Genomic DNA, 24,729 nt, shown 5'->3' with positions numbered 1-24,729 from the left:
AAGGCCCGACTTCGCTCGATCCATGGGGGAGCCATCACTTCTGGCACACCCTGATTCATCCGGATCTTCCACCCGCCATGGTCGATGAAGCGGTGATGGTTCCAGCACAACAGCACACCGTTGTCGGTGTGGGTCGGGCCGCACTGGGCGTGGTCCGTGACGTGGTGGATTTCGCACCACGCGGCACGGACGCCGCAGCCCGGGATGATGCATCCGCCGTCCCGGAGCGCGATCGCCCGACGCTGGTGCCGGTTGAACACGCGCTCTTCGGTGCCGATGCGCTGGATGCGGCCGTTCCCACCGAGCAGCACGCGCTGGATCACCCCGGCGCAACCCACGTGCGCGGCTGCACGCACCGAAACCGGCTCGTCGATGCCGTCGACGTGGGCCCACCCCGTGTCGGACACGAGGTCTTCGGCGCGGACCGAGATGACCAGCGTGGGAGCGGCCCCGCCGATGGTCGGAAGCTGTTCGCTGGATGCCGCGACCGACAGAGCCGTCGCCAGCGCATCGTGCCGCTTCTGTGCCGAGCTGCGCGGGTCATCGGCGAAGCCGGAATCGCCCTCGCCCTCAGGGCGGAACGAGACGCCGTCGCCTACGTGCGGCGAGCCGATCGCGTCGCAGATCCGCTGGAACTGGGCGGCGACCTCGGGCAGCAGAGCGCCTCGCAGCGGAACGACACCGTCGCGCGCGACGCCCAGCGTGACCCCGCGCATCCGTATCGCCTGTTCTTCCTTCGGCTCGGCACCGTCCTGATCGAGCGCCGCGGCCCACGCCTGGGCCTGCACGCGAAGCAGGTCTGCGCAGGCGGGCGGCGTGCCATCCGGACCCGTGCCACTCGCCTCGGCGGCGAGCACCGCGTCGGCAACCCGCAGCGACTCGAGGGGCACGCGCTGGCTCATCGCTTCGAGCGGCCCCGACACCGCGACCAGCCCGTCGATCCCGACCTCGCCCTCCAACAACACCGAGCGCATCGCGGGGAGAAGCGCGGGCAGCGCCCCGCCGCTCAACGACTCGCCCAGTGCGACACCCTTGGCCCCGCGCTGCAGACGAGCGGCGGATGCCGGACCCATCCTCGTCGCCCGTTGCACGAGCTCGCTCACGTCGTGGCATCCGCGCCGCGCCGTCAGCCTCAGGTCGCGATCCGGGCCCGCCGACCGACGTACGACCTCGCCGACCGATTCCACGAGCACCGCGTCGGTGAGCCGCTGCAGCTCGGCCGCGAGATTCAGAGCGCGCACCACGTGGTCATCGCTCGCGGCCAGAATCTGCCCGTCGCCGAGGGCGCGAGTCACATGAGCGCGCGCCTGCTCGATGGCCCCTTCGAGGTGATCGAGCAGTGCTTCCATACCCTCTATTCTGACGAGGGTCACCGACATTGAGACCCGGTTTTTGCCCGATCAAGAGCGACAAACGGGGTGTCTCGGAAAATTCTCTGTACAAGCTCCGCCGGGGCCGTCGACACACGCCCACGACCCAGAAATAGGGCTCAGTCGAACGGACGTATCGCCGAGCGAACGACCACGGCACCCTCGCCGTAGGTCTCATCAGCCGCGGCCTGCAGAGTTCCGTCGTCCCACACGACATCGACCCACAGCCATCCGTTCTCGGGGTACGACGCCAAGAATCCGTCGCCGATCAGTGCCGGCAACGCATCCTGCATCTCCGTCAACTCGGCCCCGGTTGCCGTTCCCGGCTTGCCGCCCGTCGGATCCGCCGGCGCGATGGGGTCGTAGAGGGCCAGCATCACGGGATCTCCGGTCACCGCGAACGTCGAGCCGTCGTAGGTGCCGCGCACGGCATAGGCGCCCCACGTCACATCGCCCGACGTCTCCCACCCCTCGATCCCGTCCCACGACCACCCCTCGACCGGGATGCCGCTGCACTGCGGCGGGTACGACTCGGCAATGGCACCGAGGCACAGTTCGACCGTGCCGTCGACATCCATCACCGTGCCCTGTGCCGACACCTCGCCGGCGGGCGGCGACGGTGTATCCCACACGACCGCCCCCGAGCCCGAGCCCGCGGACGAGGTCGCACAGCCGGCGAGCAGGAGAACGGATGCGGCGGCCACGGCACCGACGGCGATGAAACGGCTCATACCTGAGAGTGTCGCGGCTGGCGGGATCGTCTCGCCAGACATCCTGCTACCATCGATCCCATGCGTTTGCGCGGGCTTCTCCTCCTTAGCCGCCGCGACGAGGCTTCGATCTAGGGCCTTTCTCGTCGCGGAGCTTGTCGTTGGCCCCCACAAGTTCGATCAGAGAAGCGACGACATCATGGAGAACACCCAAAAGCCTTCCGGGATGCCGGTACACAAGTACCGCCCCTACCACGAGCAGATCTCGGTGCAACTGCCCGACCGCACGTGGCCCGACAAGCGGATCACCGAGGCGCCACGTTGGTGCGCGGTCGACCTGCGCGACGGCAACCAGGCGCTCATCGACCCGATGAGCCCCGAGCGCAAGCGCATCATGTTCGAGCTGCTCGTCAGCATGGGCTACAAAGAGATCGAGGTCGGGTTCCCGTCCGCCAGCCAGACGGACTTCGACTTCGTCCGCCTGCTGATCGAAGACGGCCTCATCCCCGACGACGTCACGATCCAGGTGCTGACGCAGGCGCGCGAAGAGCTGATCAAGCGCACTTTCGAGTCGATCAAGGGCGCGAAGCAGGCGATCGTGCACCTGTACAACTCGACCAGCGTCCTGCAGCGCGACGTCGTCTTCCGCACCGACCGACAGGGCGTCATCGACATCGCCCAGCAGGGTGCGCGCTGGTGCAAGCAGTACGAAGAGACGGTGCCCGAGACCACGGTGTACTACGAGTACTCGCCCGAGAGCTACACGGGCACCGAGCTCGAGTTCGCCGCCGAGGTCTGCAACAGGGTCATGGAGATCTTCGTGCCGACGCCCGAGCGCAAGGTCATCCTGAACCTGCCCGCGACGGTCGAGATGGCAACTCCCAACGTCTATGCCGACTCGATCGAGTGGATGGGGCGCCACCTGAACCACCGCGAGAACGTCATCATCTCGCTCCACCCGCACAACGACCGCGGCACGGCGATCGCCGCCGCCGAGCTCGGGTACCTGGCCGGCGCCGACCGCATCGAAGGATGCCTGTTCGGCAACGGTGAGCGGACGGGCAACGTCGACCTGGTCGCCCTCGGCATCAACATGCTGACGCAGGGCATCGACCCGCAGATCGACTTCAGCGACATCGACCAGGTCAAGCGCACGGCAGAGTACTGCAACCAGCTGCCCGTGCCCGAGCGCAGCCCCTGGGCCGGCGACCTCGTCTTCACGGCCTTCAGCGGTTCGCACCAGGACGCGATCAAGAAGGGCTTCGAGGCGATGGATGCCCGGGCCGCCGCCGAGGGCGTCTCGGTCGACGAACTCGAATGGGCCGTGCCCTACCTGCCGATCGACCCGAAGGACCTGGGCCGCTCGTACGAGGCCGTCATCCGCGTCAACTCGCAGTCGGGCAAGGGCGGCGTCGCGTATCTGTTGAAGAGCGACCACGCGATCGATCTGCCCCGGAAGCTCCAGATCGAGTTCTCGGGTGTCGTGCAGGCGAAGACGGATGCCGAGGGTGGCGAGGTCTCGAGCGACCAGATCTGGTCCATCTTCCGCGACGAGTACCTGCCGGCCGACGAGGCCGACGCCCGCTGGGGTCGGTTCGAGCTGCTCGCGACGCGCACGCAGAGCGACATGAGCGGGGATGTCTCGCTCGAGGTCACGCTGCGTGACGGCGACGAGCGGTTCGAGGCATCCGGTCACGGAAACGGTCCCGTGGCGGCGTTCCTCGAGGTCGTGCGGGGCCAAGGTTTCGACGTCACCGTCTACGACTACGTCGAGCACGCGCTCAGCGCCGGTGGCGACGCGCAGGCTGCGGCCTACGTCGAGCTGCAGGTCGAGGGCGAGCGCCTGTGGGGCGTCGGCGTCGACGGCGATATCTCGACGGCGAGCCTCAAGGCGATCGTCTCGGGTGTCAACCGCGCGATCCGCACCCGCGAGCGTTCGCTGGTCTCCGCGGTCTGATCCAGTACCCGCGCGCCTGCACCCGCGGGCCTGTGCCCGGCGTGCCTATCGGTAGGCCTCGGTGGGCTGGGATCCCCCGCGAGGTGGGGCGCGGCAATTGCGGTGGGGCGCGTAAGAACGCGCCCCACCGCATTTTTCACGCCCCAGTGCAGGGCAGCAGCAGGGAGCCCGGGTCTGCGGGTGTGTGCGTCAGGGCTTGATGATCGGCAGCACGCCGGTCTCGGCGGCCACGCGGCGGCGGTAGAGCATGCGCTGCTCCGGCAGCGACAGGTCGAACACCACGGCCAGCACGCGGATGACGGCGGTCACGACGATCCCGGCGATCGCGGCCGGCACGATCGCGAGCCCGAGCGAGGCAGAAACGGCGAGCACGAGGCATCCGGCTCCCGCGGCGACCGCGTAGAGCGAGCCCACGTGCATCACGGCTACGGGCAGCCCCATGATCACGTCGCGCAGGATCGATCCGCCCACGGCCGCGACAACGCCGACGAACACGGCAGGCACGAGCGGCAGCCCGACGGCGAGCGCCTTACTCGTTCCGAATGCGCCGAACAGGCCGATCACGATCGCGTCGAGCCCGACGATGACGCCGTTCACGCGACGGAACACGCCGGCCAGCAGCATCCCCACGAGCGCCGCGGCGACGGCCGTGATCAGGTACCAGTTGCTCTGGAGCGTCGACGGCGGCAACCCCAGCAGCAGGTCGCGGATGAGTCCGCCACCCATGCCGATCACGATGCCGATGATCGCGACCCCGAGCAGATCCAGGCGGCGCTGACCCTGGAAGCCGGATGCGAAGAGTGCACCCTGGATGCCTCCCAGCGCCACGGCGGTCAGGTCGGCCCAGAGGGGGATCACGAAGAGGGGTTCCACCCCTCTATTGTCATGGGATATGCGTGCGGACCGCGGACATGAAGCCGTCGAGATCATCCACCCAGAGGCGAACTCCGCTCACCTCTGTTCGGCCGTCGGTGTTCGGATCGGTATCCGCCGTTCAAGCGTGACGAGCACGTTGGTCTCGTCCTGCATGCGTAGCGCGATCACAGGACCCGAAGCCTCGTGCCGGACCGAGGCAGTCTTCTCCGCGACGTCATGCGCACGCTCCACAGAGGCCACATCGTGCCAGCGGAGATCAAGGTCGATGTCCGTGCCTACGCGCGCGCGGATTCCCTCGGGGCCGACAGCGTGGGGCCGCGTGAGAAAACCCAACAACAAGCCGAGCATCCATGTCACGCCCCAGATGCCGGCGATGAGCAGGGGGATGCGGATCCATGGCCAGGGGTGGACGATCAGATCCACGATCGGGATCTCGATCGCGCTCAACACCAAGAACACTATGAGGATCATCGAGACCGGACGATGGTAGGTGAACGCGGTGGCCCCTGCGGGGACGCGAGGGCGGCGGGTGATGAATCGCCACAGGCTCAGCCATACGCCCACTTCCATGTGCCATGCGCGCCGCGCCAGCCGGGTGAGGCGACCGCCGAGCGAGGGCGGGCGTGTCGCGGATCGCAACGATTGTGGGGTGGTCATCGCGGGCGAGCCTCGGTCACCAGCTTTTCGAGGCGGGCTCGCAGATGGGCCAGCCCGCGCTCCGTTGCGTTCACGGTGCTGTGGTCGAGACCCTCCACCAGCGACCCGGCGAGGTGAACGTGCGCGGTTGCCATCGTGGTCATCACCGTTGTGCCGTGCTCGGTGAGCGAGACGACAAGCGCCCGGCGATCCGTGGGGTGCGGGGACCGTCGTGCGAAGCCGGTGCTCTCGAGCGCGTCCACGAGAGCCGTTACATTGCGGGGCGTGACATCCAAAGCTTCCGCGAGCCGCGCCTGCGTCAAGGGCCCATTGTGGTGCAGGATCCACAAGAGGTGGGTGCGGGACGTCGTCAGCCCCAGCTTCGTCAGCTCACGTTCCTGGTCAGCCTGCAGCGCATGTGTGATCGCCAGGAGATCATCGAGCAGTTGTACGCCAGACATAGTGAATAACCTACACAAAGTGAGGCAGAGACCGGCACCCGCGGGCGAGCCGCGCGACCCGGTGTCGTCGCACCGCCGGATAATGGACCGGTGCCCACTTACCGCGACGAGGTCGTGATCCTCCGCACCCACAAGCTGGGCGAAGCGGACCGGATCATCACGATGCTCAGTCGTCGGCACGGCAAGGTACGGGCGGTCGCGAAGGGCGTGCGGCGCACGGCGTCGCGGTTCGGGGCGCGCCTCGAGCCGTTCATGGTGGCGGATGTCCAGCTGTACGTGGGCCGAAACCTCGACATCGTCCAGCAGGCCGAGAGCCTGGGCTCGTACGGTGCCGACATCGTCGTGCACTACGAGCGCTTCACGGCCGCGAACGCGATGGTCGAGACCGCCGATCGCCTGAACGAGTCCGAGGCCACCCCCCAGCAGTACCTGCTGCTCGTCGGGGGGCTGCGCGCCCTCGCTCGCGGAGAGCACGAATCGCGCAGCGTCCTCGACTCGTACCTGCTGCGGGTCATGGCGCTGTCGGGCTGGGCCCCGAGCCTCAGCGCGTGCGCGCGGTGCGGCGCCGCGGGCCCGAACGACTATTTCGTCGCCCAGCTCGGCGGCATCGTCTGCAACGACTGCGCCCCTCCGGGCAGTGCGCGCATCGGTCCCGAGGCCGTCCGCCAGCTCGGCGCGCTGATGGCGGGGGAGTGGGATGTCGTGGCCGCGGCGCCGCCGCGTGCCCTGGCCGCAGCATCCGGCGTCGTCGCGGCGTACACCCAGTGGCACCTCGAGCGGGGCATCCGCTCGCTCTCGCACCTCGAAGGACCTCGATGAGCCCCAAGCCGTACACGCACAAGGACGCCGTGCCCTATCGTGCCCTCGACTGGACGGGCGTGTACCCGCCCGCGTTCGCACCGGGGTCGGTTCCCGAGCACGTTGCGATCGTGATGGACGGCAACGGTCGCTGGGCCAATCGCCGCGGGCTCTCGCGCGTCGAGGGACACAAGGCGGGTGAGGCATCCCTGCTCGATGTCGTGGCAGGGGCGATCCAGGCGGGCGTGAAGCACCTGTCGGTGTATGCGTTCTCGACCGAGAACTGGACCCGCTCGCCCGACGAGGTCCGCTTCCTCATGGGGTTCAACCGTGATGTGCTGCATCGTCGGCGCGATCAACTCAACGAGTGGGGCGTGCGGGTGCGCTGGGCGGGGCGCAAGCCGCGGCTCTGGGGTTCCGTCATCAAGGAACTCCAGTACGCCGAGCAGCTGACGGCGGGCAACGACGTTCTCACGCTCACCATGTGCGTGAACTACGGCGGGCGCGTCGAGCTCGTCGACGCGATGAGGGCCATCGCCGAGGATGTCGCGCGCGGACGCATCCGTCCTTCCGCCGTGACCGAGAAGCTCATCCGCCGCCACCTGTACGTGCCCGATATGCCGGACGTCGACCTCTTCATCCGCTCGAGCGGAGAGCAGCGGACGTCGAACTTCCTGTTGTGGGAGTCCGCGTACGCCGAGTTCGTGTTCCTCGACACGCTGTGGCCCGACTTCTCGCGCACGGACCTGTGGCAGGGCATCGTGCTGTACCTTGACCGCGACCGCCGATTCGGCGGCGCGATCGATACGCCCGGCGCCGCCGACGTCTCGTAGTTCGAACATGTGGCCGCGGGAATACGCGCGGATGCTTCGGGTGTTGAGCTCGGTATGACGGATGCCATCAAGATCGACGTGTGGAGCGATATCGCCTGCCCCTGGTGCTACATCGGTAAGCGGAATCTCGAGAATGGGCTGGCGGAGGCATCCGCGGATCCCGACGGCCCGCGCGTCGAGGTGACCTACCATTCGTTCGAGCTGTCGCCCGATACTCCCGTCGATTTCGAGGGCGACGAGGTCACGTACCTGGCCGATCACAAGGGCATCGCCCGTGAGCAGGCCCGCGAGATGATCGACCGCGTGACGGATGTCGCGGCGGGCGCCGGTCTGGCCTACCGCTACGACCTGCTCAAGCACACGAACACCGTGAAGGCGCACGAGCTGCTGCATTTCGCCAAGCAGGAGGGACATCAGCTCGAGATGGCCGAACGCCTGATGGCGGCCTACTTCACCGAGGGCAAGCATGTCGGTCGCATCGACGACCTCGTGGCTCTCGCCGCCGAGGTCGGGCTCGACGCCGACGAAACGCGAGAGGCCCTCGAATCCGAGCGGTACCTCGCGGATGTGCGTGCCGACCAGGCGCAGGCACAGAGCTACGGAATCAACGGCGTGCCGTTCTTCGTGATCGACGGCAAGTACGGCGTGAGCGGCGCCCAGCCAGCGGAGGCGTTCGCGCAGATCGCCCGTCAGGTGTGGGCCGAGCGGGCCGAGACCGCGGGTTCGAGCGAATCAGAGCCCGTCGGCGCGTGATCTAGCCGGGCAGGTTGCTCTCGATGACCGAGACGATGGCCGGGTCGTCGGGCTTGACGGTCGGGCGGAAGCGGTGCACGACGCCCGAGGGCGTGAGCACGAACTTCTCGAAGTTCCAGATGATCGGGCCGTGCGCGCCCTCCGAGTCCTTGGCCTTCTTCAGCGCCTTGTAGATCGGGGCCGCACCGCCGCCGTTGACCTTGATCTTGTCGAGGATCGGGAACGTGACTCCCCAGTTCACGGCGCAGTAGTCGAGGATCTCGTCCATCGATCCGGGCTCCTGGCCCATGAACTGGTTGCACGGGAACCCGAGCACGGTGAACCCGCGGTCGCCGTAGGTGCGCTGCAGCTCTTCGAGCTGCTCGTACTGCGGGGTGAGGCCGCACTTCGAGGCGACATTGACGATCAGGATGACCTTGTCGCCGTAGTCGGAGAGCGAAGCGGTGCCTCCGTCCGCGGTGTGGAAGGGGATGTCTCGGATGTCCACAACGGTCTCACTGGTCATGTCGTCCACGATACGACCCCGCTTCGAGGCGGGGCGCGCATTCTGTCTGGGAGAATGGAACAATGTCCGGCCTCATTGCTTCCGCGCCGACGTTGCGCATCGGGCCGCTCGCTCTCGATGTCCCCGTCGTGCTTGCGCCGATGGCGGGCATCACGAACACGGCGTTCCGGCGCCTGTGCCGCGAGTACGGTGCGGGCCTGTACGTGAGCGAAATGATCACGTCCCGCGCGCTCGTCGAGCGCAACGAGACGACGATGCGCCTGATCCGGCACCACGACTCCGAGACCCCGCGCTCCATTCAGCTCTACGGCGTCGACCCGGCCACCGTCGCCGAGGCCGTGCGCATCATCGTCTCCGAAGACCATGCCGATCACGTCGATCTGAACTTCGGGTGCCCCGTGCCCAAGGTCACCAAGAAGGGCGGGGGAGCTGCGCTGCCCTGGAAGCTCGGTCTGTTCCGCGACATCGTCGAGGGCGCCGTGAAGGCTGCCGGGGACGTGCCGTTGACGATCAAGATGCGCAAGGGCATCGACGACGACCACCTGACCTACCTCGAAGCGGGACGCATCGCCGAGGGTGCGGGAGTCGCCTCCGTCGCGCTGCACGCGCGCACGGCGGCGCAGTTCTACTCGGGTCAGGCCGACTGGTCGGCGATCACACGGCTGAAAGAGACCGTGACGAGCGTGCCCGTGCTGGGCAACGGAGACATCTGGTCGGCAGAAGATGCCGTGCGCATGATGTCCGAGACCGGATGCGACGGGGTCGTCGTCGGACGCGGATGCCTCGGGCGTCCCTGGCTCTTCGGCGAACTCGCCTCGGCGTTCGGCGCGGATGCGCCCGCCGTCGATGCCGACCTGGCGTTCGTCGCCCGGGCCTTCCGCCGTCATGCGGAGCTCCTGGTCGACTTCTTCGAGGACGAGGGACGCGGATGCCGCGACATCCGCAAGCACGTCGCGTGGTACTTCAAGGGTTATCCCGTGGGGGGTGAGACCCGTGCGAGCCTCGCGACGGCGTCGACCCTGGACGAGATCGACCAGTTGCTCGCCGAGCTTCCCCTGGACGCGCCGTACCCCGGCGCCGCGGCCGAGGGGCAGCGCGGGCGTGCGGGGACCCCCAAGCGTCCGGCCCTTCCGGACCGCTGGCTCGAGAGCCGCGACGTGGACTCGGCGGAGAGCCGCGAGATCGCCGCAGCGGAGCTGCACCACAGTGGTGGATGAGGGCGTGGTGGATAAAACCGTGGCGGCTCATGCCAGAAAAGAACCCGCGCTGACTCGCACGGATGGCTACGACGTGCACGCGACCGAGCGCTTCCATGCCGAGGAACATCGCTCGAAGCGGGACGACTTCGCGCGTGACCGCGCGCGCGTCCTGCACTCCGCGGCCCTCCGACGTCTTGCCGCCAAGACCCAGGTGCTGAGTCCCGCGAGCCCGGCCGACTTCGCCCGCAACCGCCTGACGCACTCCCTCGAGGTGGCGCAGGTGGGCCGTGAACTCGCGACATGGCTGGAGCTCGCGCCCGATGTCGTGGATGCCGCGTGCCTCAGCCACGACCTCGGGCACCCGCCGTTCGGGCACAACGGGGAGCGCGCGCTCAATGACTGGGCCGCCGACATCGGCGGGTTCGAGGGCAATGCGCAGACTCTGCGGATCATTTCGCGGCTCGAGCCGAAGGTGATCGACGAGAACGGGCAGACCTTCGGGCTCAACCTGACCCGAGCGAGCCTCGATGCGACCTGCAAGTATCCGTGGACGTCGGAGCATCCGCTTCCCGATGCCGGGGGACGCCTCAAGTACGGGGTCTACGCCGACGATGAGCCGGTCTTCCGTTGGATGCGCGAGGGCGCCCCCGGGCGAGTGCGCTGCATCGAGGCCGAGGTCATGGACCTGGCGGACGACATCGCGTATTCGGTGCACGACTTCGAAGACGCCGTGACGAACGGATACCTCGACCCGCGGCGTCTCTCGGACCCCGCCGAGCATCAGGCGCTCGTATCGGCGTTGCAGGCCTGGGTGGGCTTCGACTTCGCCCGCGACGAACTCGACGACGCGCTGTACCGCCTGACGCGGATGCCCGAGTGGATCACCTCGTTCGACGGGTCGCGCCCCGCGCTGGCGCGTCTGAAGAACCTCACGAGCGACCTGATCGGACGCTTCGCCCGCGCCGCGACGACCGCCACGCGTGAGGCCTATCCGGCGCGCACGCTGACGCGGTACGGTGCGCACGTGGTCGTGCCGCGGGTCGTCGAGGCAGAGGTCGCCGCGCTCAAGGGCATGGTCGGCGCTTTCGTGGTGTCGATCGATGGCCGTAAGACGCTCTACAAAGAGCAGAGGCGCATGCTGAAGCGTCTCGCGACCGCGCTGTGGGAGGCGGGTCCGGCCCAGCTGACTCCCGCGCTGCGCGGTGACTTCCTGACCGCCGATTCCGATGCGGCACGTCGCAGGGTCATCGTGGATCAGGTCGCGAGCCTGACCGACCAGGACGCCCTGTCGTGGCACGAGCGCCTTCTGGGTGAGGTGGACGCCGGGGCCCTCGGCATCTGGACTCCGGGGTCGCGTCCGTGGTCGGAGCGGAGCTGATGGCCGGACGCATCTCCCAGGCGGATGTCGAAGAGGTCAAGGCCCGCACGAACATCGCTGACATCGTGGGTGAGCGTGTCGCGCTGAAGTCGGCGGGCGTCGGATCGATGAAGGGTCTGTGCCCGTTCCACGACGAGCGCAGTCCGAGCTTCCACGTCCGTCCGCAGGTGGGTTTCTACCACTGCTTCGGATGCGGCGAATCGGGGGATGTCTACACGTTCCTGCGGAAGATGGACCACGTCACGTTCACCGACGCGGTCGAGCGCCTGGCAGCCCGCATCGGGTTCACCCTGCACTACGAGGAGGGCGGCGGTCCCGCACCCGAGACGAGCGGCCGGGCACGCCTGTACGCGGCGAACCAGACGGCCGCGGCGTGGTTCCAGAGCCAGCTGTCCACGCCCGAGGCCGAGGCCGCCCGCCGCTTTCTCGGCGAGCGGGGCTTCGACGCCGGAGCGGCCGCGCACTTCGGGGTCGGGTATGCGCCGAAAGGGTGGGACAGTGCGCTGAAGGCGCTCACCGCCGAGGGCTTCACCCGCGAGGAACTCACGACCGCCGGCCTGATGTCGCAGGGGCAGCGTGGTGTGTACGACCGCTTCCGAGGTCGCCTGGTGTGGCCGATCCGCGATGTGACGGGTCAGACGGTCGGCTTCGGAGCACGGCACCTGTACGAGGACGACAAGGGCCCGAAATATCTCAACACCCCCGAGACCCCGATATATCACAAGGCGCAGGTGCTCTACGGCCTGGATCTCGCCAAGCGCGACATCTCGCGTGCCGATCAGGTCGTGGTGGTCGAGGGCTACACCGACGTCATGGCCTGTCATCTCGCGGGCATCACGACCGCGATCGCGACGTGCGGCACGGCCTTCGGCACCGACCACATCACCGTCCTGCGGCGCGTGATGGGGGACGACAAGGCGTCGGGCGAGGTCATCTTCACGTTCGACCCGGATGCCGCGGGTCAGAAGGCGGCGCTCCGCGCGTTCGCGGAAGAGAAGCGCTTCTCGGCCCAGACCTACGTCGCCGTCGCCCCCGAGGGGCTCGACCCCTGTGACCTGCGCCTGCACCGCGGTGACGCGGCCGTCCGGGCCCTGCTCGAGCACAAGCAGCCGATGTACGAGTTCGTGATCGACCGGCGGATCGCCGATTACGACCTGGCGAGCGTCGAGGGCCGGATCGGGGCGCTGCGCGCGGCGGCGCCGATCGTCGCAGACATCCGCGATCCGTCGCTCCGGCCCGGCTACACCCGCGTTCTGGCGCGTCGACTCGGCATGGACCTGAACGAGGTCCGCCCCGCCGTCGAGCGTGCGGCACGCGGCGCGGCACGCGATGGTGCGCGCGCTGATCAGGCCGCGGGTCGCGCGGCCGGTCAAACCCCGTCGGCGGATGGCGCGCCCCCGCCGGTCGCGGCGGTCACGCTCGCGAATCTCCCGCGGACTCCCGAGGTGCTGCTGGAGCGCGACGCCGTCATGGCCTTCCTGCAATACGGGCACACGATCCCCGACGATCTGCGGATGCGCGCGATCGCCCAACCGATGCGCCACCCGGGGCTCGAGGCCGTGCGCGAGTCGATCGCGACCGGCGACCCCGCCCGGCCGGGATGGGCGCTGACGGCGATCGAGGGCGTTCGTGAGCCCTACCGCGGGCTGGCGGCCGAGCTCCTGGCTGCGCCGTTTCCCGCGCGGGATGAGCTAAGGGCCCAGGCATCCGCTGTCGCACTCGCGCGAAGGATGCTGGGGCGCGCGATCGATCGCGAGAAGACCGAATTGCTGAGTGCGGTTCAGCGTGTTCCCGCGGCCTCGGAAGAGGGTCGGACCCTGCGTATGCGGCTTCGCGACCTGGACGCCGAGCGACACGCGTTGCTCGCGGACGAGTGATTTCCCGCCCCGGAGTGTGATCCGGGGCATGATGAAGAGCATGGCCCGGCGTCGAGACATCCCGTTCGCGATCCTCGCGGAGGATTTTTCGCTGGCCCACGCCTCGGGTTCTCGCCCGGGCGGCGGTCGTGCCGTCGACGGCGTGTCGTTCGGTCTGATGCCCGGTCGTTCGCTGGTCGTGATGGGTTCGACGGGGTCGGGAAAGTCGAGCCTTGCCGTCGCTCTCGCGGGGCGTGGCGGCGACGATCTCTCGGTCGTCGGCGGTCAGGCGTTCGTCGACGGCGTCTCGATTCGCCACCCCGGCCGGGCGAGGCGGTCGCTGACGTACTTCACCGGCTATCTGCCGCAGCGGGCCGGGGCGGACCTGCCCGCGCGGCTCACGGCGGGCGAGATCATCACCGAGCCGATCACCAGCCGCGACCGCAAGGTCGGTGAACGCGCTCTGGCGCTTCTGGTCGCGTCGATGCTGGACGAGATGCATCTGCCCCTGAAGGTGGCGACGCAGTTTCCGTACGAATTGAGCGCCGGGATGCGCCAGCGCGTCGCGCTCGCCCGTGCGCTCGTCCTGCAGCCCCGCGTGCTGATCGCCGACGAGCCTCTCGCGAACCTCGATGTCGCCTCACGGTCGGCGGCTCTGGCCGCGCTGCGCCAGCGTGCGACATCGTTCTCCATGGCGACTCTGGCGGTGTCGAACGATCCCGAACTCGCGAGTGCGCTGGATGCCGACGTGATCGTGTTGCAGCACGGGCACACGGTCGCGCAGGGCCCGCACGACCAGTTGTCGTGGGCCCCGGGCGCGGATGTCGACCCGTGGCTCGTGGCGCCCTGACCCGTACGTGTCGTTGTGGCCGGTTCGGGTTTGCTAGGATAGCCGGGTTGCCCGGCGCGAGTCGGGCGCATTCCTCCATAGCTCAATTGGCAGAGCAATCGGCTGTTAACCGATAGGTTCTTGGTTCGAGTCCAAGTGGGGGAGCAGTGACAGATCTTGGGCCGGGCGGATGGGTTCTTCTCGCCGTTGCGGCTCTCATCGTCGGATTGTCGAAGGCTGCGCTTCCGGGCGCGAGCACGCTCGCCGTGGCGATCTTCGCGGCCGTCCTTCCGGCGAAGCAATCGACGGCGACATTGCTCGTGCTGCTCATCGTGGGGGACATCTTCGCGCTCTGGGCCTATCGTCGCCACGCGGACTGGCGAGCGCTCGCGCGGCTCGTGCCCGCAGTCGCGGTCGGCCTCGTGCTCGGCGCCGCCTTCCTCGTCGTCGCCGATGACTCCTGGGTGCGGCGGACGATCGGCGTGATCCTGCTCGTCCTCATCGCCTTCACCCTCTGGCGTCGCTACGTGCGCCGAGGCGCACCCGCTGTCGAGCGGCCGCGCTGGCCCGCGGCTGCCGCATACGGCTCTCTGGGCGGTTTCACGACGATGGTCGCGAATGCCGGCGGACCGGTCATGTCGATGTACTTCCTCGCATCCGGATTCCGGGTGATGGCATTCCTCGGCACCGCCGCATGGTTCTTCGCCCTGGTCAACGTGACCAAGCTGCCCATCATGTTCGGGTTGGGGCTGATCACACCGGGGACTTTGCTGACGGATGTGATTCTCGTGCCGGCCGTCCTGCTCGGTGCCTTCGGCGGACGCATGATCGCCGGCCGGATCAACCAGGCGTGGTTCGAACGCATCGTCATCACCCTGACGATCGTCGGTGCTCTGTACCTGCTGGTCTGACTCGCGTCCTTCTCCTTCGGGGCATACCTCCGCCGCGGCCCGGGCACAACCCCTCGGCGCTTCATGCCTATCTGGGCTACCGTCGCGGCAACCGAGAGGGACCGGATGCCGTTATTCGAGCAGGAAAGATCCCTTCGAGGACGGCTCCAGGTCATGGCCCGTGCCCAGTTGCCCCTCCTGGTCGCAACGGTTTTCGTGACGGTTGCCACGGTCCTCGTCGTCCCCGAGGTGCGCGACGACCTGCTCCTCGGGGCGGGGTCGCTCATCATCCTGATCTCGTCGATCACGGGAGTACTGCTGCCATGGGAGCGTTGGGCACCCGGGACGCTGATCATCCTCGCGCTGGCCGACATCGTCGGCGTGGCCTTGATCCACACGGCGTTACTGGCGTATCTGCCCGCCGCGGGAATGCTCGTGATCTTCCCCGTCCTGTGACTCACCTACGGCTTTTCGCAATCGGGCATCCTCATCGCGATGGCGGGCGCGCTCTTCGTCTCCGCCTTCCCGTTCCTCACCGTGCGTGGCCTCCCGGACTCTCCCCTCGAATGGCTGAACGTCGTCACACTGCCGATTCTCGTGCTGGGACTCGCGGTTCTCGTCAGCTTCGCGGCCGAGCAGCTGCGGTCGCGCCGCGCCGAGCGGGACATCGCGTTCGACGCTCAGCGTGCCGCGCTCGATGAAGCTCGGGACACCGAGGTGATCGCTCGAGGCATCCTTCAGACCGTGAACGCGGGTGTGGCGTTCTTCGACGCCGACGGCCGTCTCGACATCGCCAATGATCTAGCCGAGCGGGCCGCGGAGACGATCGGCTTCCGCCTGGATCGCCCACCGTACAGCGGACAGCGGATGTACCTTCCCGACCGCACGACGCAGATCCCGCCTTCCGAGCAGCCGGTGCCGCGCGGTCTCGCCGGCGAAACGGTGGAGCGGCACTTCGCATGGATCGGTCCGGCGCGCGGGCAGTCGGCCGTGATCACATCGACCAACCCCGTCCGACGCGAATCCGGTGAGAAGCTCGGCACGGTGATCGTCATGTACGACGTGACCGAGTTGGCCGAGGCGGTCGAGATCCGCGAGGAGTTCCTGCGGACGGTCGTGCACGAGCTCCGCACGCCGCTCACGGCCACCGTGGGCTACCTCGACCTGCTCGAAGAGGACCCCGCGCTTCCCGCCGGCCTCGCGGAGCGGGTCGCGACCGTGCGTCGGGGGATGGTGCGCCTCACTGCCCGCATCGGCGAGCTCATGGCCGCGGGGGACGACGGGGTGGATCTGAACCGTTCTCGCGTCGGCATAGGACGACTCATCGAGGAGTGCGTCGAGAAGCTCCACCCATCGGTCCGCGGTCGCGTGACACGATTCGGCACTCACCGAGACGGTCTGGAGATCGATGCGGATCCGGTTCGGCTGGTGCAGGCGATCGGTGAGCTGCTGACCAACGCGCTCAAGTTCGGCGCAGACGACATGCCCGTCATCGTGCGCGTCTCGTCACACGAGCACCACGTCGAGATCCAGGTGACCTACACGGGCCCGGGCATGACGCGGGCCGAGCGGGCCCGGGCCTTCGATTCGTTCTACCGGGCGCCGTCGGTCAGGTCGCAGGCGATCCAGGGGTTCGGGCTCGGGCTGCACATCGTCCGCAACATCCTTCGCGCGCACGGGGGCGATGTCGAACTGCGCAGCAGCGCCGGTGTCGGGACGACCGCCGTCGTGACGCTGCCCCGCGTCGTACCCGAGTAGCTGCGTTCGGTGATCAGCCGCGGCGGGCCAGCGGGTCTTCGCCGAGCATCCGCCACACCGTCTTCGTCAGCGCGGGGTGTTCGAGGGCGATCTGTCGGAGCACCCGGTAGTGGCGAACGTGCGTCGGCATCCGTCCGCCGTCCGCGATGATCGCGTCGGCGCGCAGCATGTGCACGACCAGCTCGTCGACCGTCGGGAGCTCTTCCATGAACGCCCAGGGGTCTTCGCCCTGGCGCAGACGTTCTTCGACGACGACGCCGAGTTCTTCGGAGGCCTCGGCACGGAGCACTTCCAGGCTCGCGCGGCGTTCGATCCGGACCTCTTCCACCCCTCGAGCCTACGCGCGCATTCGGCGGGTGGCGCGAGGCGCGGCCTACGCGGCTCGGCCTACGCGGCTCGCCCTACGCGGCTCGGCCTACGCGTCCAGGTCGTCGACGCCGGGCATCCAGGACCGACCCGGCACGCCCCAGCCGCGCTTCCGGACGATCTTCGCCGCCGTTCTGGCGTCGGCGTCGCCGATCCGGTCGACGTAGAGGATGCCGTCGAGATGATCGAATTCGTGTTGCAGGATGCGCGCCCGCCAGCCGTCGACCTCGAGGCGAACCGGCTCGCCCTCGAGGTCGGTCCCCGTGACCAGGGCCCGGTCGGCGCGACGGAGCGGGAACCGCTCGCCGGGAAACGACAGGCAGCCTTCGCTCTCGGCGTCGGGGTCGGGGCGCCCCGGCTCCGGGGGAGTGATCCACAGTTCGGGATCGATCACGACGCCGCGCCACGGGGCGCCCGCGTCGTCCTCGTACGAGTAGACGAAGATGCGCAGCGGCACTCCGACCTGCGGGGCTGCGAGACCGACGCCGGGTGCGGCATCCATGGTCTCGTACATGTCGGCGACGAGGGTGCGGATCTCGTCCGTCACGACGCCGACACGAGCGGCGGGGGAATGGAGGACGGGATCGCCCAGGATCACGATCGGGAGCACGGCCACGTCTCGAGCCTATCCGGAGCGCCTCAGCCCATCGGCATCCGGCTCGGTTAGTGTCGATGCGTGATGTGGGTGGGATCGGTAGAAGAAGTCGGCGAGCAGCTCGTCGGCGCTTTCCAGAATCCTGGCCTGCTCCTGGGTATCCCGCTGGCGCTCGCGGGCGCGGTCTTCATGTCGTTCGGGGCGCAGTACCAGCACCGTGGGGTCGAGAAGGTCGAGCGTCTGAGCGGCCAGGACGGCGCGAGCGGTCTGACCATGCGGCAGCTCTCGCGCCTGCTGTCTCGCCCGTCATGGGTCGTCGGAACGCTCATGCTCGGGATGGCGATCCTGTGCCAGCTGGGCGCGCTGACGGTCGCGCCGCTCATCGTGGTGCAGCCCTTGGGCGCGATCGCGCTCGTCGTCACGACCCTGCTGAACTCGCGGGTGAGCGGGCTACCGCCCACCCGGCGATCCCTCATGGCGATCATCGCCTGCGTCGGCGGCATCTTCATCTTCGTGATCATCGCGGCCATCTTCGCGACCGAGCGGCCGTTGAGCCAGAACGAGCTCATCACGGTGCTCGTGACGCTCGCGATCGTGATGGTGGCGATGCTCGTCTTCTGGATCCTTCTGCGCAAGCGCATGCGCGCCCTGTTCTACATCCTGAGCGCTGGTGTCGTGTACGGCTTCGTGGCCACGCTCGCGAAGGTCGTCATCAAGCGCATCCAAGCCGGTGAGTTCGAATGGCTGACGCTGGTCTGCCTGATCGCGCTGCTCGCGGCGACGGGGGTCGGTGCGTACTTCGTACAGACGGCGTACTCGTCGGGTCCGCCCGACCTGGTGATCGCGGGCCTGACGGTCATCGACCCGATGGTCGCTGTGTTGATCGGTCTGCTCGTACTCGGCGAGGGTGGCGCGGCGCCGCTCTGGGCCCTGATCGGCTTCGGTATCGCCGGCGCGATCGCCGTCTGGGGAGTCATCACGCTCGCGCGCTTCCACCCGCAGGTTCTCTCGAACAGCCAGGAGCTGCCGATCCTCCGTGGCGGCTCACGCGGGGCGGATAGCTCGGGGCTGACGGCAACGGACGATGGCGCGGGTCCTCACCCTCTCGTCTGACGGACGCTAGGCTTTCACCCACGGGGCGGTGGCCAAGCTGGTCAAGGCAGCGGGCTCATAACCCGACGATCGTGGGTTCAAGTCCCACCCGCCCTACTCCGTAGAACGCCGCTCGGCGTCTGCCACCGCGTCCCACCAGAGCGCGGCCTCCGCTCGATTGCGGGGCTCGCGCTCGGCCGCGGCCTCGGCGATTCGTGCGCGCGAGGACCACACGCGCTCCAGCACGGCACCACCGAAGGCGTCCGCATCGGCGAGCGGTGCGACGCCGTCCTGACCCCAGTGCGCGAGCACGCCGAGCTGTTTGATGCGCGTGTAGTCGTCGGCGACGAGCCCGACGACGGGAACACCCGCGGGTGCGGCGAAGACGGCGGGGTGATACCGGCCGGTGATCAGCAGGGCGCTCGAGCGGGCCAGGCGCGCCGCCGCTCGAGGGTCGCCGGTCGGGATGACCCGCGAAGGGGAGGTCATCCGCGCACGCACCTCGTCGTGCAGCACGGCGTCGCCACGGGCCGGCGAGATCGGATCCAGGGGCCCGAAATGCGCGTGGAACGCGACGGGCTCACCGGTGAGTTCGGCCGCGTGATCGATGAGGCGCGCGAGGCGAGCGACGGTCTCGTCGCGCTGCGCTCCGCCGAGGGCGAGCGAGAGGCTGACGAGCACGCCGGACGGCGGGGCCGAGGCATCCGGTTCATCATCCGTGCCCGGGTCGCGATCGCCCAGGAACGACGCGTCGTCGACGCCGACGCGGGCCGCGACACCGAGATCGGCGGCAAGGGCGAGCGATCTCGTCTCACGCACGCCGACGAGCCGGGCGGCACGCAGCGCGGGGGCGAGCAGTGCCCGGTCCGCGTCGATCAGATCCGGTCCCAGGGTCTGTCCCGTGACCACCACGGGGCGTCCGAGCTCGCTCGCGATGGCGGCCAGCGTCACGCGTTCGTAGATGTGCACGGGCCACCGCGACGCGAGGTTTCCCCCGCCCGCGATCACGACGCCGTCCGTGGCGGAAACGGCGTCGATGATCTCGCGCGCGGAGTCGTCCGTGCCGAGGGACGACGGATGCTTCGCCGCGGCCACGACCTCGCGCATCCGCGCATCCGCCGCATCGCGCGAGAGTCCGGCGAACCCGATGCGCGGGACGGCGTCGATACCGTAGCGATCGGCCGATTCCGCGGGCTCCGCGGACACGGCGATGAGCTCGACACCGCGGGCGCGCATCTCGTCCCGCAGGGCCTCGAACATCGCCTCGTCGCCGATGTGCATCATGCCGTCGGACACGCCGATATCACCGATGGAGAGAAGCCGCACGAGCACCGGAGCCTAGCCTCCAGAATCGGCCGACGCCAGCCGAGGCCGATGTCATCCACGCGGGCTACGATCGGCATGCGGCGGCTCTCGGGCGGACTCGCGCGCGCGAAGGAGACGACGATGGGCATCCAGACGGCCATGGACGCGGTGTACGCCGCGCCGGGGATCGTCGACGCCATTCGGCTCGCGGACGATGTCGCCTTCGAAGCGGGACGCGACCCGGGCGTGCGCACCCTGCGGCTGCTCGCGAAGGCGCTCGCGAGCGATGACGACGTGGCCGCGATCACGGCCGTCCACGCGTTGGCCGAGATGTACGACGAGCAGGCGGCGCGGACCCTCAGCAGCTTGCTCTCGGACGAGCGCGGCTTCATCCGTGAGCACGCCGCATGGGCGCTCGGCGCGGGACTGCCGCGCTTCGATGCGATCGGGCGTCTGCTGGGGATCGTGGCCGCGGGAGGGTTCTCGGGAATGCTCGCGCAGCGGACGCTCGAGAACTGGTCGATCACGGCCGGCGAGACGCTCGCCGTCGCGATCGAGAGCGCTTTGCTCGGGATTCAGGATGCCCCGTCCCGCGCGCGCCTCGTCGAGACTCTCGGACTCGTGCGCGCCCCCATCGCCGCGCGTACGCTGCTGCGGTGCGCGGGCGACCCGGGAGAGTCGCGCCCCGTGCGGATCGCCGCAGTCGCCGCACTCGGTCAGCGCGCGCACTCGGCCGAAGCCGCATCGCTGCTGGACGGCCTCGCCGACCGCGGGGACGAGCTGGCGGATGCCGCGCGTCTCGCGCTCGTCGACCTCGCCGCGGGGCGCACCGCGACCGGGGCCGTGCGCAGCGGCCCCGCACCGGAACCCGGTCCGCTCACGGTCGCGCAGCTGTTCCTCCACGCCGATATCGAGCCCTCGCTCACCTCGGCGGGGTGGGCGACAACGGCGGCATAGCAACCCTGCTCGTCCGGTTGGGAGATGCGCTCGTCGCGGATCCCTCGACGGGTGTTCAGCGCGTCGTGACCCTGTCGCGGGGCCCGCGCGAGCGCGCCGTGATCGACCTCGGCGTCATCGGGATGGACCGCGAGGGTCACGTCTACGGGCGCGTGCCGCTCGCGGATCAGCCGGTGCCCTCGGCTGCGGCGTGGTCCCTGCGCGTGCCGGCACGGCGTGGTATCCGACGCATCCTGCGTGCCGCCGGTCGCATCGACGTGCTGCACCTGCGCATGGCGGACGTCGGCAGCCTCGCGGCCGCGGACGTCGCCCGCGAACTCGGGATCCCGGTCGTGTTCACGGTCGCTCCAGACCCGCACGCCGTGATCCAGTCGATGGATCTCTCGGGGGCACTGCAGCGGTCGGACTTCGGCGAGGTCGACATGCGCGAGCACTTCTGGTTCCGCGCCCGGCTCGTGCAGAGCCTCGCCTCGAACGCCGCCCATACCGTGCTCTTCCCGCGGCCCAAGCTCGAAGAAGACATGCGCCAGCTCGTCGGCATCGACATCTCGTCCCATCCTGAACGGCACACGATCGTCGCCGAGGGGGTCGACCTCGACGTCGTCGATCGCGCGGTCGGCGAGCTCCGGGCGTGCTCGACCGACGACTGCCCGCCCGAGATCGAGCCGCTTCGCGCCCTGCTCGCAGAACTGCCGAACGAGCGCAGGGGGCTCCCGTTGCTGGTGAGCGTCGGGCGACTGCACCGGGTCAAGGGCATGGCGACGCTCGTCGAGGCCTGGGCCCGGGGCCCATTGGCCGAACGTGCGAATATGCTCATCATCGGCGGTGACCTCGAGAAGCCGTCGCTCGACGAGCGCGAGCAGGTCGAACGGATCGCCCAGATCGTTCCCGACGAGGATCGCGCCGCGCGGGGTCTTGTGCTCGCCGGCCACCGCTCGAACGATGTCGCGGCGCGGTGGCTCGCGGCCGTCCGGTTCGGGATGCCGGGGCTCGCGGCATCCGGTGGCGTCTACGTCTGCGCGAGTGTGAAAGAGGAATTCGGCATCGCCCTGCTCGAGGCGATGGCGACGGGACTGACCGTCGTCGCGCCCGACGGCGGTGGCCCCGCGACCTACGTCACGCGGGGCGACACCGGCGTGCTGACCCAGACATGGGACGTGGCGAACCTTGCGCAGGCGATCGCCGAGGCGCTCGACATCGCGGCGGAGCGCGACGACTCGCGCGCGCAACGCGCGCACGACATGGTTCGCGACCGCTTCACGATCCAGGGGATGGCGTCGGCTCTCGGCCCCGTCTACCGCGGTGTGACCCGCGAAGAGGCCGAGCTGATCCGGGCCGCGGGGGTACTCGGGTGACGCTGCTCGTCATCAGCCCCGACTACGCCTCGCATCTGCTACCCCTCGCCACCCTTGCCACGCGGTGGCGCGACGCGGGGGAGCGCGTGGTCGTCGCGACGGGACCGTCCACAGCCGGCATCGTCGCGGATTTCGGGCTCGAGCGCGTCGATCTGACGCTCGGCCGAGGATCGAACCCCGGGGTGATCCGTGCGGACGAGCAGCCGCGCGACGAGGGCGCGTCGCTGCGCGGGTTCTTCGACGCGACGCGTATCGGCATGGTGCAGACCCTCCGCTACCAGGCTCGAGAACGGCTCACCGACCTGATGTGGGATCCCGTCGGACGGGGCCGGCGCGTGCTCGAGATCGTCGATCGGGTCCGCCCCGATGCGATCATCGTCGACCATCTGGCGTTCAGCGCCCGGATGGCCCTGCAGACCGCGGGCGTGCCCTACGGCGGCGTCGTGCTGGGGCATCCGAGTGCCCTGCCGGTCCCGGGCGAGGTGTACGGCTACCCGCCGTTCTGGCCGCGCGCCTTCTCGCCCGCGGAGGACGACCTGGCCGAGCTTCGCGCGCTCTGCGACCGGGTCGCCGCGGGCTTCACGGGGGAGTGGAACCGTGCCGCGCGCGAACTCAACGGGCGGGCGGCAGACGTGAGCGACGCCTTCGCGACCCACGGCGGTGCGCACGGGGGCACCGTGCTCTACAACTACCCTGCGGAGCTCGCCGAGACAGAGGGGCGGATGCTGCCGCCGCACGCCTTTCTCGGGTCGACGCGGCGCGACGAACAGGTGGCTCCCGACATCCTGGAGTGGATCGCCCGGGACGAGCCCTACGTCTACGTGAGCTTCGGGAGCTTCCTGTCGGTGCGGGATGACGTGCTGTCGCGGGTAGCCGAGGCGGTTCGTCGCCTGGGCGTGCGCGCCGCGATCGCAACGGGTGCGACCCCGCCGGGGGCCCTCGGCGACGTGCCGGACGGATGGCTCGTCCGCACGCACCTGCCGCAGGTGCGGCTCCTCGCGAGCGCGGCGGCGGCGGTCAACCACGGCGGCAACAACTCGGTCACAGAGGCCCTCGGAAGCGGTGTGCCGCTGCTCGTCCTGCCTTTCTCGACCGACCAGTTCGCGGGAGCCGCGACCGTCGAGCGCACGCGGGTGGGCGTGGCCCTCGATCCCAACGCCGCGACCGTGGCGGAGGTGACCGACGCGTTGCGTGGCCTTCTCGGGGGCGGCGACGGCGCTGGCGACCTCGATGTGGACCGCGGGCTGCTCCGGAAGATCGCGGAGGGACAGGCCGCCCGCCCCGGCCCGGTCGTCGCCTACGAGGTGCTCGCGGGGTCGCGCTCGCTCACGAGCGAACGCATCGCCTCGGGGTCGCCCGCCGCGGACCGGTAGCGCTCCATCAGCGCCGCGTTCGCGTCGAACCGGGCACCCGCTCGCGTCTCGGCGACGTGGTGCAGGGCATACACCCGACCGTCGTGTCGCCGAGGCGGGCTGCCGAGGAGCGTCTCATGGGCGAGGTTCCACGCGGCGTCCTCGTACCCCCACCCGCGGAAGCGCTCGTCCTGCCCGCCGTGGGCGGCCCACGTGCGGGGCGTCGTGACGTACACGCCGGAGCACGCGCCGCGCACCAGCTCGAACGCGCACCGCTCGGGATCCGTCCCCGTGAGGTACTGGGCCGTGCCGGGGGCCCCGAGCCAGTGGTACGCGGTGTACGGCAGGTGGACGAGGCCGCTCGTCCGGGCCGCGGCGATGGCCCCGCGCAGAGCCCCCGCTTCCGGGATCGTGTCGGCATCGTTGATCACGACGACGTCATCCAGGCTCAGGCCGGCGAGGCCCTTGTTACGGCACGCGGCGAGGACGAACACGTCGTCATCCGTGTCCACGGTCCGCACGGTGAACTCGGGGAATTCGCGCGCATACCAGCTCGTCACGGCTTCGAATGCGGTCAGGCGCGACGGCGCGGGGCGCCAGGGGATGATGACGGAGACGGCAGACACGACGTTCAGCCTAGGCGCGGACATGCGGGAGGAACGCAGTGGTCGTTCGGGCCCGAATGCGCCGCGGGGGGCTCGTTCTGCCACGCGGGACCTCTCGGATGTTCGCCCGTCCGTGCGGCGGTGCAGACGGGGTGACTCACCCCCGCGCCGCGCCGAGGAATCACAGTGTTGTGATTCCGTTATGTGATGGGCAATAATGGGCCCACAACCGAACAGCAGTCGCCGAAACACGTGTCACAGGTCGTAGGGGAAGACGTACCTGAAGAAACGGA

The 24,729-nt window shown here is 69.2% G+C and carries 25 protein-coding genes and 2 tRNA genes; 17 read left to right on the top strand and 10 right to left on the bottom strand.

What is annotated here, in order from left to right; translation table 11 throughout:
• Both C2868_RS08210 and C2868_RS08205 read right to left on the bottom strand, forming a co-directional pair.
• The coding region (locus C2868_RS08210) for an HNH endonuclease signature motif containing protein (RefSeq protein ID WP_103663122.1) at positions 1-1,349 on the bottom strand (1,349 nt) is incomplete at its 3' end.
• Positions 1,350-1,489: 140 nt separating this feature from the next.
• On the bottom strand, positions 1,490-2,101 hold the full coding sequence (locus tag C2868_RS08205; RefSeq protein ID WP_100810592.1) for a hypothetical protein: 612 nt from the start codon (positions 2,099-2,101) through the stop codon (positions 1,490-1,492).
• 178 nt (positions 2,102-2,279) lie between these two features.
• Between C2868_RS08205 and leuA the strand changes: the two genes are divergently transcribed.
• Positions 2,280-4,037 carry a 2-isopropylmalate synthase gene (leuA, locus tag C2868_RS08200; protein WP_103663121.1) on the top strand — a complete coding sequence of 586 codons (1,758 nt, stop codon included), beginning with the start codon at positions 2,280-2,282 and terminating at the stop codon, positions 4,035-4,037.
• A 189-nt stretch (positions 4,038-4,226) separates the two neighbouring features.
• Here the strand turns inward: leuA and C2868_RS08195 are convergent, their stop codons facing one another.
• The 3 genes from C2868_RS08195 to C2868_RS08185 form a co-directional block, all read right to left on the bottom strand.
• Positions 4,227-4,967: a TRIC cation channel family protein gene (locus C2868_RS08195; protein WP_100810594.1), complete on the bottom strand. Its 741-nt coding sequence runs from the start codon at positions 4,965-4,967 to the stop codon at positions 4,227-4,229.
• A gap of 21 nt (positions 4,968-4,988) precedes the next feature.
• Positions 4,989-5,360 carry a hypothetical protein gene (locus C2868_RS17710; protein WP_232711160.1) on the bottom strand — a complete coding sequence of 124 codons (372 nt, stop codon included), beginning with the start codon at positions 5,358-5,360 and terminating at the stop codon, positions 4,989-4,991.
• A gap of 206 nt (positions 5,361-5,566) precedes the next feature.
• Positions 5,567-6,010, bottom strand: a complete 444-nt coding sequence (locus C2868_RS08185; RefSeq protein ID WP_100810595.1) for a MarR family winged helix-turn-helix transcriptional regulator — start codon at positions 6,008-6,010, stop codon at positions 5,567-5,569.
• Positions 6,011-6,100: 90 nt separating this feature from the next.
• Here C2868_RS08185 and recO point away from each other — a divergent pair, with 90 nt between their 5' ends.
• From recO to C2868_RS08170, 3 genes are read left to right on the top strand one after another with little or no spacing between them, the layout of a single operon-like run.
• Complete coding sequence (gene recO, locus C2868_RS08180; RefSeq protein WP_100810596.1) at positions 6,101-6,829, top strand: DNA repair protein RecO; 729 nt, start codon at positions 6,101-6,103, stop codon at positions 6,827-6,829.
• On the top strand, positions 6,826-7,641 hold the full coding sequence (locus tag C2868_RS08175) for an isoprenyl transferase (RefSeq protein WP_100810597.1): 816 nt from the start codon (positions 6,826-6,828) through the stop codon (positions 7,639-7,641). The genes recO and C2868_RS08175 overlap by 4 nt, the downstream gene beginning before the upstream one ends.
• A 54-nt stretch (positions 7,642-7,695) precedes the next feature.
• The gene (locus C2868_RS08170) at positions 7,696-8,394 is read left to right on the top strand and encodes a DsbA family protein (protein WP_100810598.1); all 699 of its coding nucleotides are present in this window, start codon (positions 7,696-7,698) and stop codon (positions 8,392-8,394) included.
• A 1-nt stretch (position 8,395) separates the two neighbouring features.
• On the opposite strand, the gene C2868_RS08165 is transcribed toward C2868_RS08170, so the two are convergent.
• Positions 8,396-8,899 carry a glutathione peroxidase gene (locus tag C2868_RS08165; protein WP_100811301.1) on the bottom strand — a complete coding sequence of 168 codons (504 nt, stop codon included), beginning with the start codon at positions 8,897-8,899 and terminating at the stop codon, positions 8,396-8,398.
• Positions 8,900-8,961: 62 nt separating this feature from the next.
• On the opposite strand from C2868_RS08165, the gene dusB reads away from it, so the two are divergent.
• From dusB to C2868_RS08125, 8 genes are all read left to right on the top strand, one after another.
• Entirely contained in the window at positions 8,962-10,116 is a 1,155-nt protein-coding gene (gene dusB / locus C2868_RS08160) for a tRNA dihydrouridine synthase DusB (protein ID WP_100810599.1), read from the top strand.
• A 7-nt stretch (positions 10,117-10,123) separates the two neighbouring features.
• Positions 10,124-11,476: a deoxyguanosinetriphosphate triphosphohydrolase gene (locus C2868_RS08155; protein WP_374935767.1), complete on the top strand. Its 1,353-nt coding sequence runs from the start codon at positions 10,124-10,126 to the stop codon at positions 11,474-11,476.
• On the top strand, positions 11,476-13,353 hold the full coding sequence (dnaG, locus tag C2868_RS08150) for a DNA primase (protein ID WP_100811302.1): 1,878 nt from the start codon (positions 11,476-11,478) through the stop codon (positions 13,351-13,353). The genes C2868_RS08155 and dnaG overlap by 1 nt, the downstream gene beginning before the upstream one ends.
• A gap of 28 nt (positions 13,354-13,381) precedes the next feature.
• The gene (locus C2868_RS08145) at positions 13,382-14,182 is read left to right on the top strand and encodes an ATP-binding cassette domain-containing protein (protein ID WP_258034420.1); all 801 of its coding nucleotides are present in this window, start codon (positions 13,382-13,384) and stop codon (positions 14,180-14,182) included.
• Positions 14,183-14,253: 71 nt separating this feature from the next.
• Positions 14,254-14,326, top strand: a tRNA-Asn gene (locus C2868_RS08140).
• 2 nt (positions 14,327-14,328) lie between these two features.
• Positions 14,329-15,072, top strand: a complete 744-nt coding sequence (locus tag C2868_RS08135; RefSeq protein ID WP_100810601.1) for a sulfite exporter TauE/SafE family protein — start codon at positions 14,329-14,331, stop codon at positions 15,070-15,072.
• A gap of 153 nt (positions 15,073-15,225) precedes the next feature.
• The gene (locus tag C2868_RS08130; RefSeq protein ID WP_100810602.1) at positions 15,226-15,507 is read left to right on the top strand and encodes a hypothetical protein; all 282 of its coding nucleotides are present in this window, start codon (positions 15,226-15,228) and stop codon (positions 15,505-15,507) included.
• Positions 15,508-15,546: 39 nt separating this feature from the next.
• Positions 15,547-16,809 (top strand): PAS domain-containing sensor histidine kinase, encoded by a 1,263-nt coding sequence (locus C2868_RS08125; protein ID WP_100810603.1) that lies wholly within the window; start codon positions 15,547-15,549, stop codon positions 16,807-16,809.
• A gap of 13 nt (positions 16,810-16,822) precedes the next feature.
• On the opposite strand, the gene C2868_RS08120 is transcribed toward C2868_RS08125, so the two are convergent.
• Together C2868_RS08120 and def are read right to left on the bottom strand one after the other, a co-directional pair.
• A complete protein-coding gene (locus tag C2868_RS08120) occupies positions 16,823-17,137 on the bottom strand; it encodes a tryptophan synthase subunit alpha (protein ID WP_100810604.1) in 315 nt (104 codons plus the stop codon).
• An 87-nt stretch (positions 17,138-17,224) separates the two neighbouring features.
• Entirely contained in the window at positions 17,225-17,791 is a 567-nt protein-coding gene (gene def, locus C2868_RS08115; RefSeq protein ID WP_100810605.1) for a peptide deformylase, read from the bottom strand.
• A gap of 63 nt (positions 17,792-17,854) precedes the next feature.
• Here def and C2868_RS08110 point away from each other — a divergent pair, with 63 nt between their 5' ends.
• Both C2868_RS08110 and C2868_RS08105 read left to right on the top strand, forming a co-directional pair.
• The gene (locus C2868_RS08110; protein WP_181003392.1) at positions 17,855-18,883 is read left to right on the top strand and encodes a DMT family transporter; all 1,029 of its coding nucleotides are present in this window, start codon (positions 17,855-17,857) and stop codon (positions 18,881-18,883) included.
• Positions 18,884-18,905: 22 nt separating this feature from the next.
• Positions 18,906-18,979: transfer RNA gene (locus C2868_RS08105), tRNA-Ile, on the top strand.
• Here C2868_RS08105 and C2868_RS08100 read toward each other — a convergent pair.
• The gene (locus C2868_RS08100; RefSeq protein ID WP_146048024.1) at positions 18,977-20,188 is read right to left on the bottom strand and encodes a polysaccharide pyruvyl transferase family protein; all 1,212 of its coding nucleotides are present in this window, start codon (positions 20,186-20,188) and stop codon (positions 18,977-18,979) included. The genes C2868_RS08105 and C2868_RS08100 overlap by 3 nt on opposite strands.
• A 48-nt stretch (positions 20,189-20,236) precedes the next feature.
• On the opposite strand from C2868_RS08100, the gene C2868_RS17705 reads away from it, so the two are divergent.
• From C2868_RS17705 to C2868_RS08090, 3 genes are read left to right on the top strand one after another with little or no spacing between them, the layout of a single operon-like run.
• A complete protein-coding gene (locus tag C2868_RS17705; RefSeq protein ID WP_232711161.1) occupies positions 20,237-21,124 on the top strand; it encodes a HEAT repeat domain-containing protein in 888 nt (295 codons plus the stop codon).
• The gene (locus tag C2868_RS17700; RefSeq protein ID WP_232711162.1) at positions 21,103-22,479 is read left to right on the top strand and encodes a glycosyltransferase; all 1,377 of its coding nucleotides are present in this window, start codon (positions 21,103-21,105) and stop codon (positions 22,477-22,479) included. Before C2868_RS17705 ends, C2868_RS17700 begins: the two co-directional genes overlap by 22 nt.
• A complete protein-coding gene (locus C2868_RS08090; RefSeq protein WP_103663120.1) occupies positions 22,476-23,852 on the top strand; it encodes a glycosyltransferase in 1,377 nt (458 codons plus the stop codon). Before C2868_RS17700 ends, C2868_RS08090 begins: the two co-directional genes overlap by 4 nt.
• Here C2868_RS08090 and C2868_RS08085 read toward each other — a convergent pair.
• The gene (locus tag C2868_RS08085) at positions 23,777-24,457 is read right to left on the bottom strand and encodes a hypothetical protein (RefSeq protein ID WP_100810608.1); all 681 of its coding nucleotides are present in this window, start codon (positions 24,455-24,457) and stop codon (positions 23,777-23,779) included. The genes C2868_RS08090 and C2868_RS08085 overlap by 76 nt on opposite strands.
• Between the last annotated feature and the right edge of the window lie 272 nt (positions 24,458-24,729).

Source organism: Microbacterium sp. CJ77, assembly GCF_002911615.1.
GTDB lineage: Bacteria > Actinomycetota > Actinomycetes > Actinomycetales > Microbacteriaceae > Microbacterium.
The sequence above is the reverse complement of the archived record's forward strand: the minus strand, read 5'-3'. Positions and strand labels throughout refer to the sequence as shown.

Excerpts from the sequence above, each read along its gene's own strand:
- C2868_RS08205 (WP_100810592.1), bottom strand. The coding sequence starts at position 2,101 with ATGAGCCGTTTCATCGCCGTCGGTGCCGTGGCCGCCGCATCCGTTCTC.
- leuA (WP_103663121.1), top strand. The coding sequence starts at position 2,280 with ATGGAGAACACCCAAAAGCCTTCCGGGATGCCGGTACACAAGTACCGC.
- C2868_RS08195 (WP_100810594.1), bottom strand. The coding sequence starts at position 4,967 with ATGATCTCGACGGCTTCATGTCCGCGGTCCGCACGCATATCCCATGAC.
- C2868_RS08185 (WP_100810595.1), bottom strand. The coding sequence starts at position 6,010 with ATGTCTGGCGTACAACTGCTCGATGATCTCCTGGCGATCACACATGCG.
- C2868_RS08175 (WP_100810597.1), top strand. The coding sequence starts at position 6,826 with ATGAGCCCCAAGCCGTACACGCACAAGGACGCCGTGCCCTATCGTGCC.
- C2868_RS08170 (WP_100810598.1), top strand. The coding sequence starts at position 7,696 with ATGACGGATGCCATCAAGATCGACGTGTGGAGCGATATCGCCTGCCCC.
- C2868_RS08165 (WP_100811301.1), bottom strand. The coding sequence starts at position 8,899 with ATGACCAGTGAGACCGTTGTGGACATCCGAGACATCCCCTTCCACACC.
- dusB (WP_100810599.1), top strand. The coding sequence starts at position 8,962 with ATGTCCGGCCTCATTGCTTCCGCGCCGACGTTGCGCATCGGGCCGCTC.
- dnaG (WP_100811302.1), top strand. The coding sequence starts at position 11,476 with ATGGCCGGACGCATCTCCCAGGCGGATGTCGAAGAGGTCAAGGCCCGC.
- C2868_RS08145 (WP_258034420.1), top strand. The coding sequence starts at position 13,382 with ATGATGAAGAGCATGGCCCGGCGTCGAGACATCCCGTTCGCGATCCTC.
- C2868_RS08130 (WP_100810602.1), top strand. The coding sequence starts at position 15,226 with ATGGCCCGTGCCCAGTTGCCCCTCCTGGTCGCAACGGTTTTCGTGACG.
- C2868_RS08125 (WP_100810603.1), top strand. The coding sequence starts at position 15,547 with ATGGCGGGCGCGCTCTTCGTCTCCGCCTTCCCGTTCCTCACCGTGCGT.
- C2868_RS08110 (WP_181003392.1), top strand. The coding sequence starts at position 17,855 with ATGTGGGTGGGATCGGTAGAAGAAGTCGGCGAGCAGCTCGTCGGCGCT.
- C2868_RS17705 (WP_232711161.1), top strand. The coding sequence starts at position 20,237 with ATGTCATCCACGCGGGCTACGATCGGCATGCGGCGGCTCTCGGGCGGA.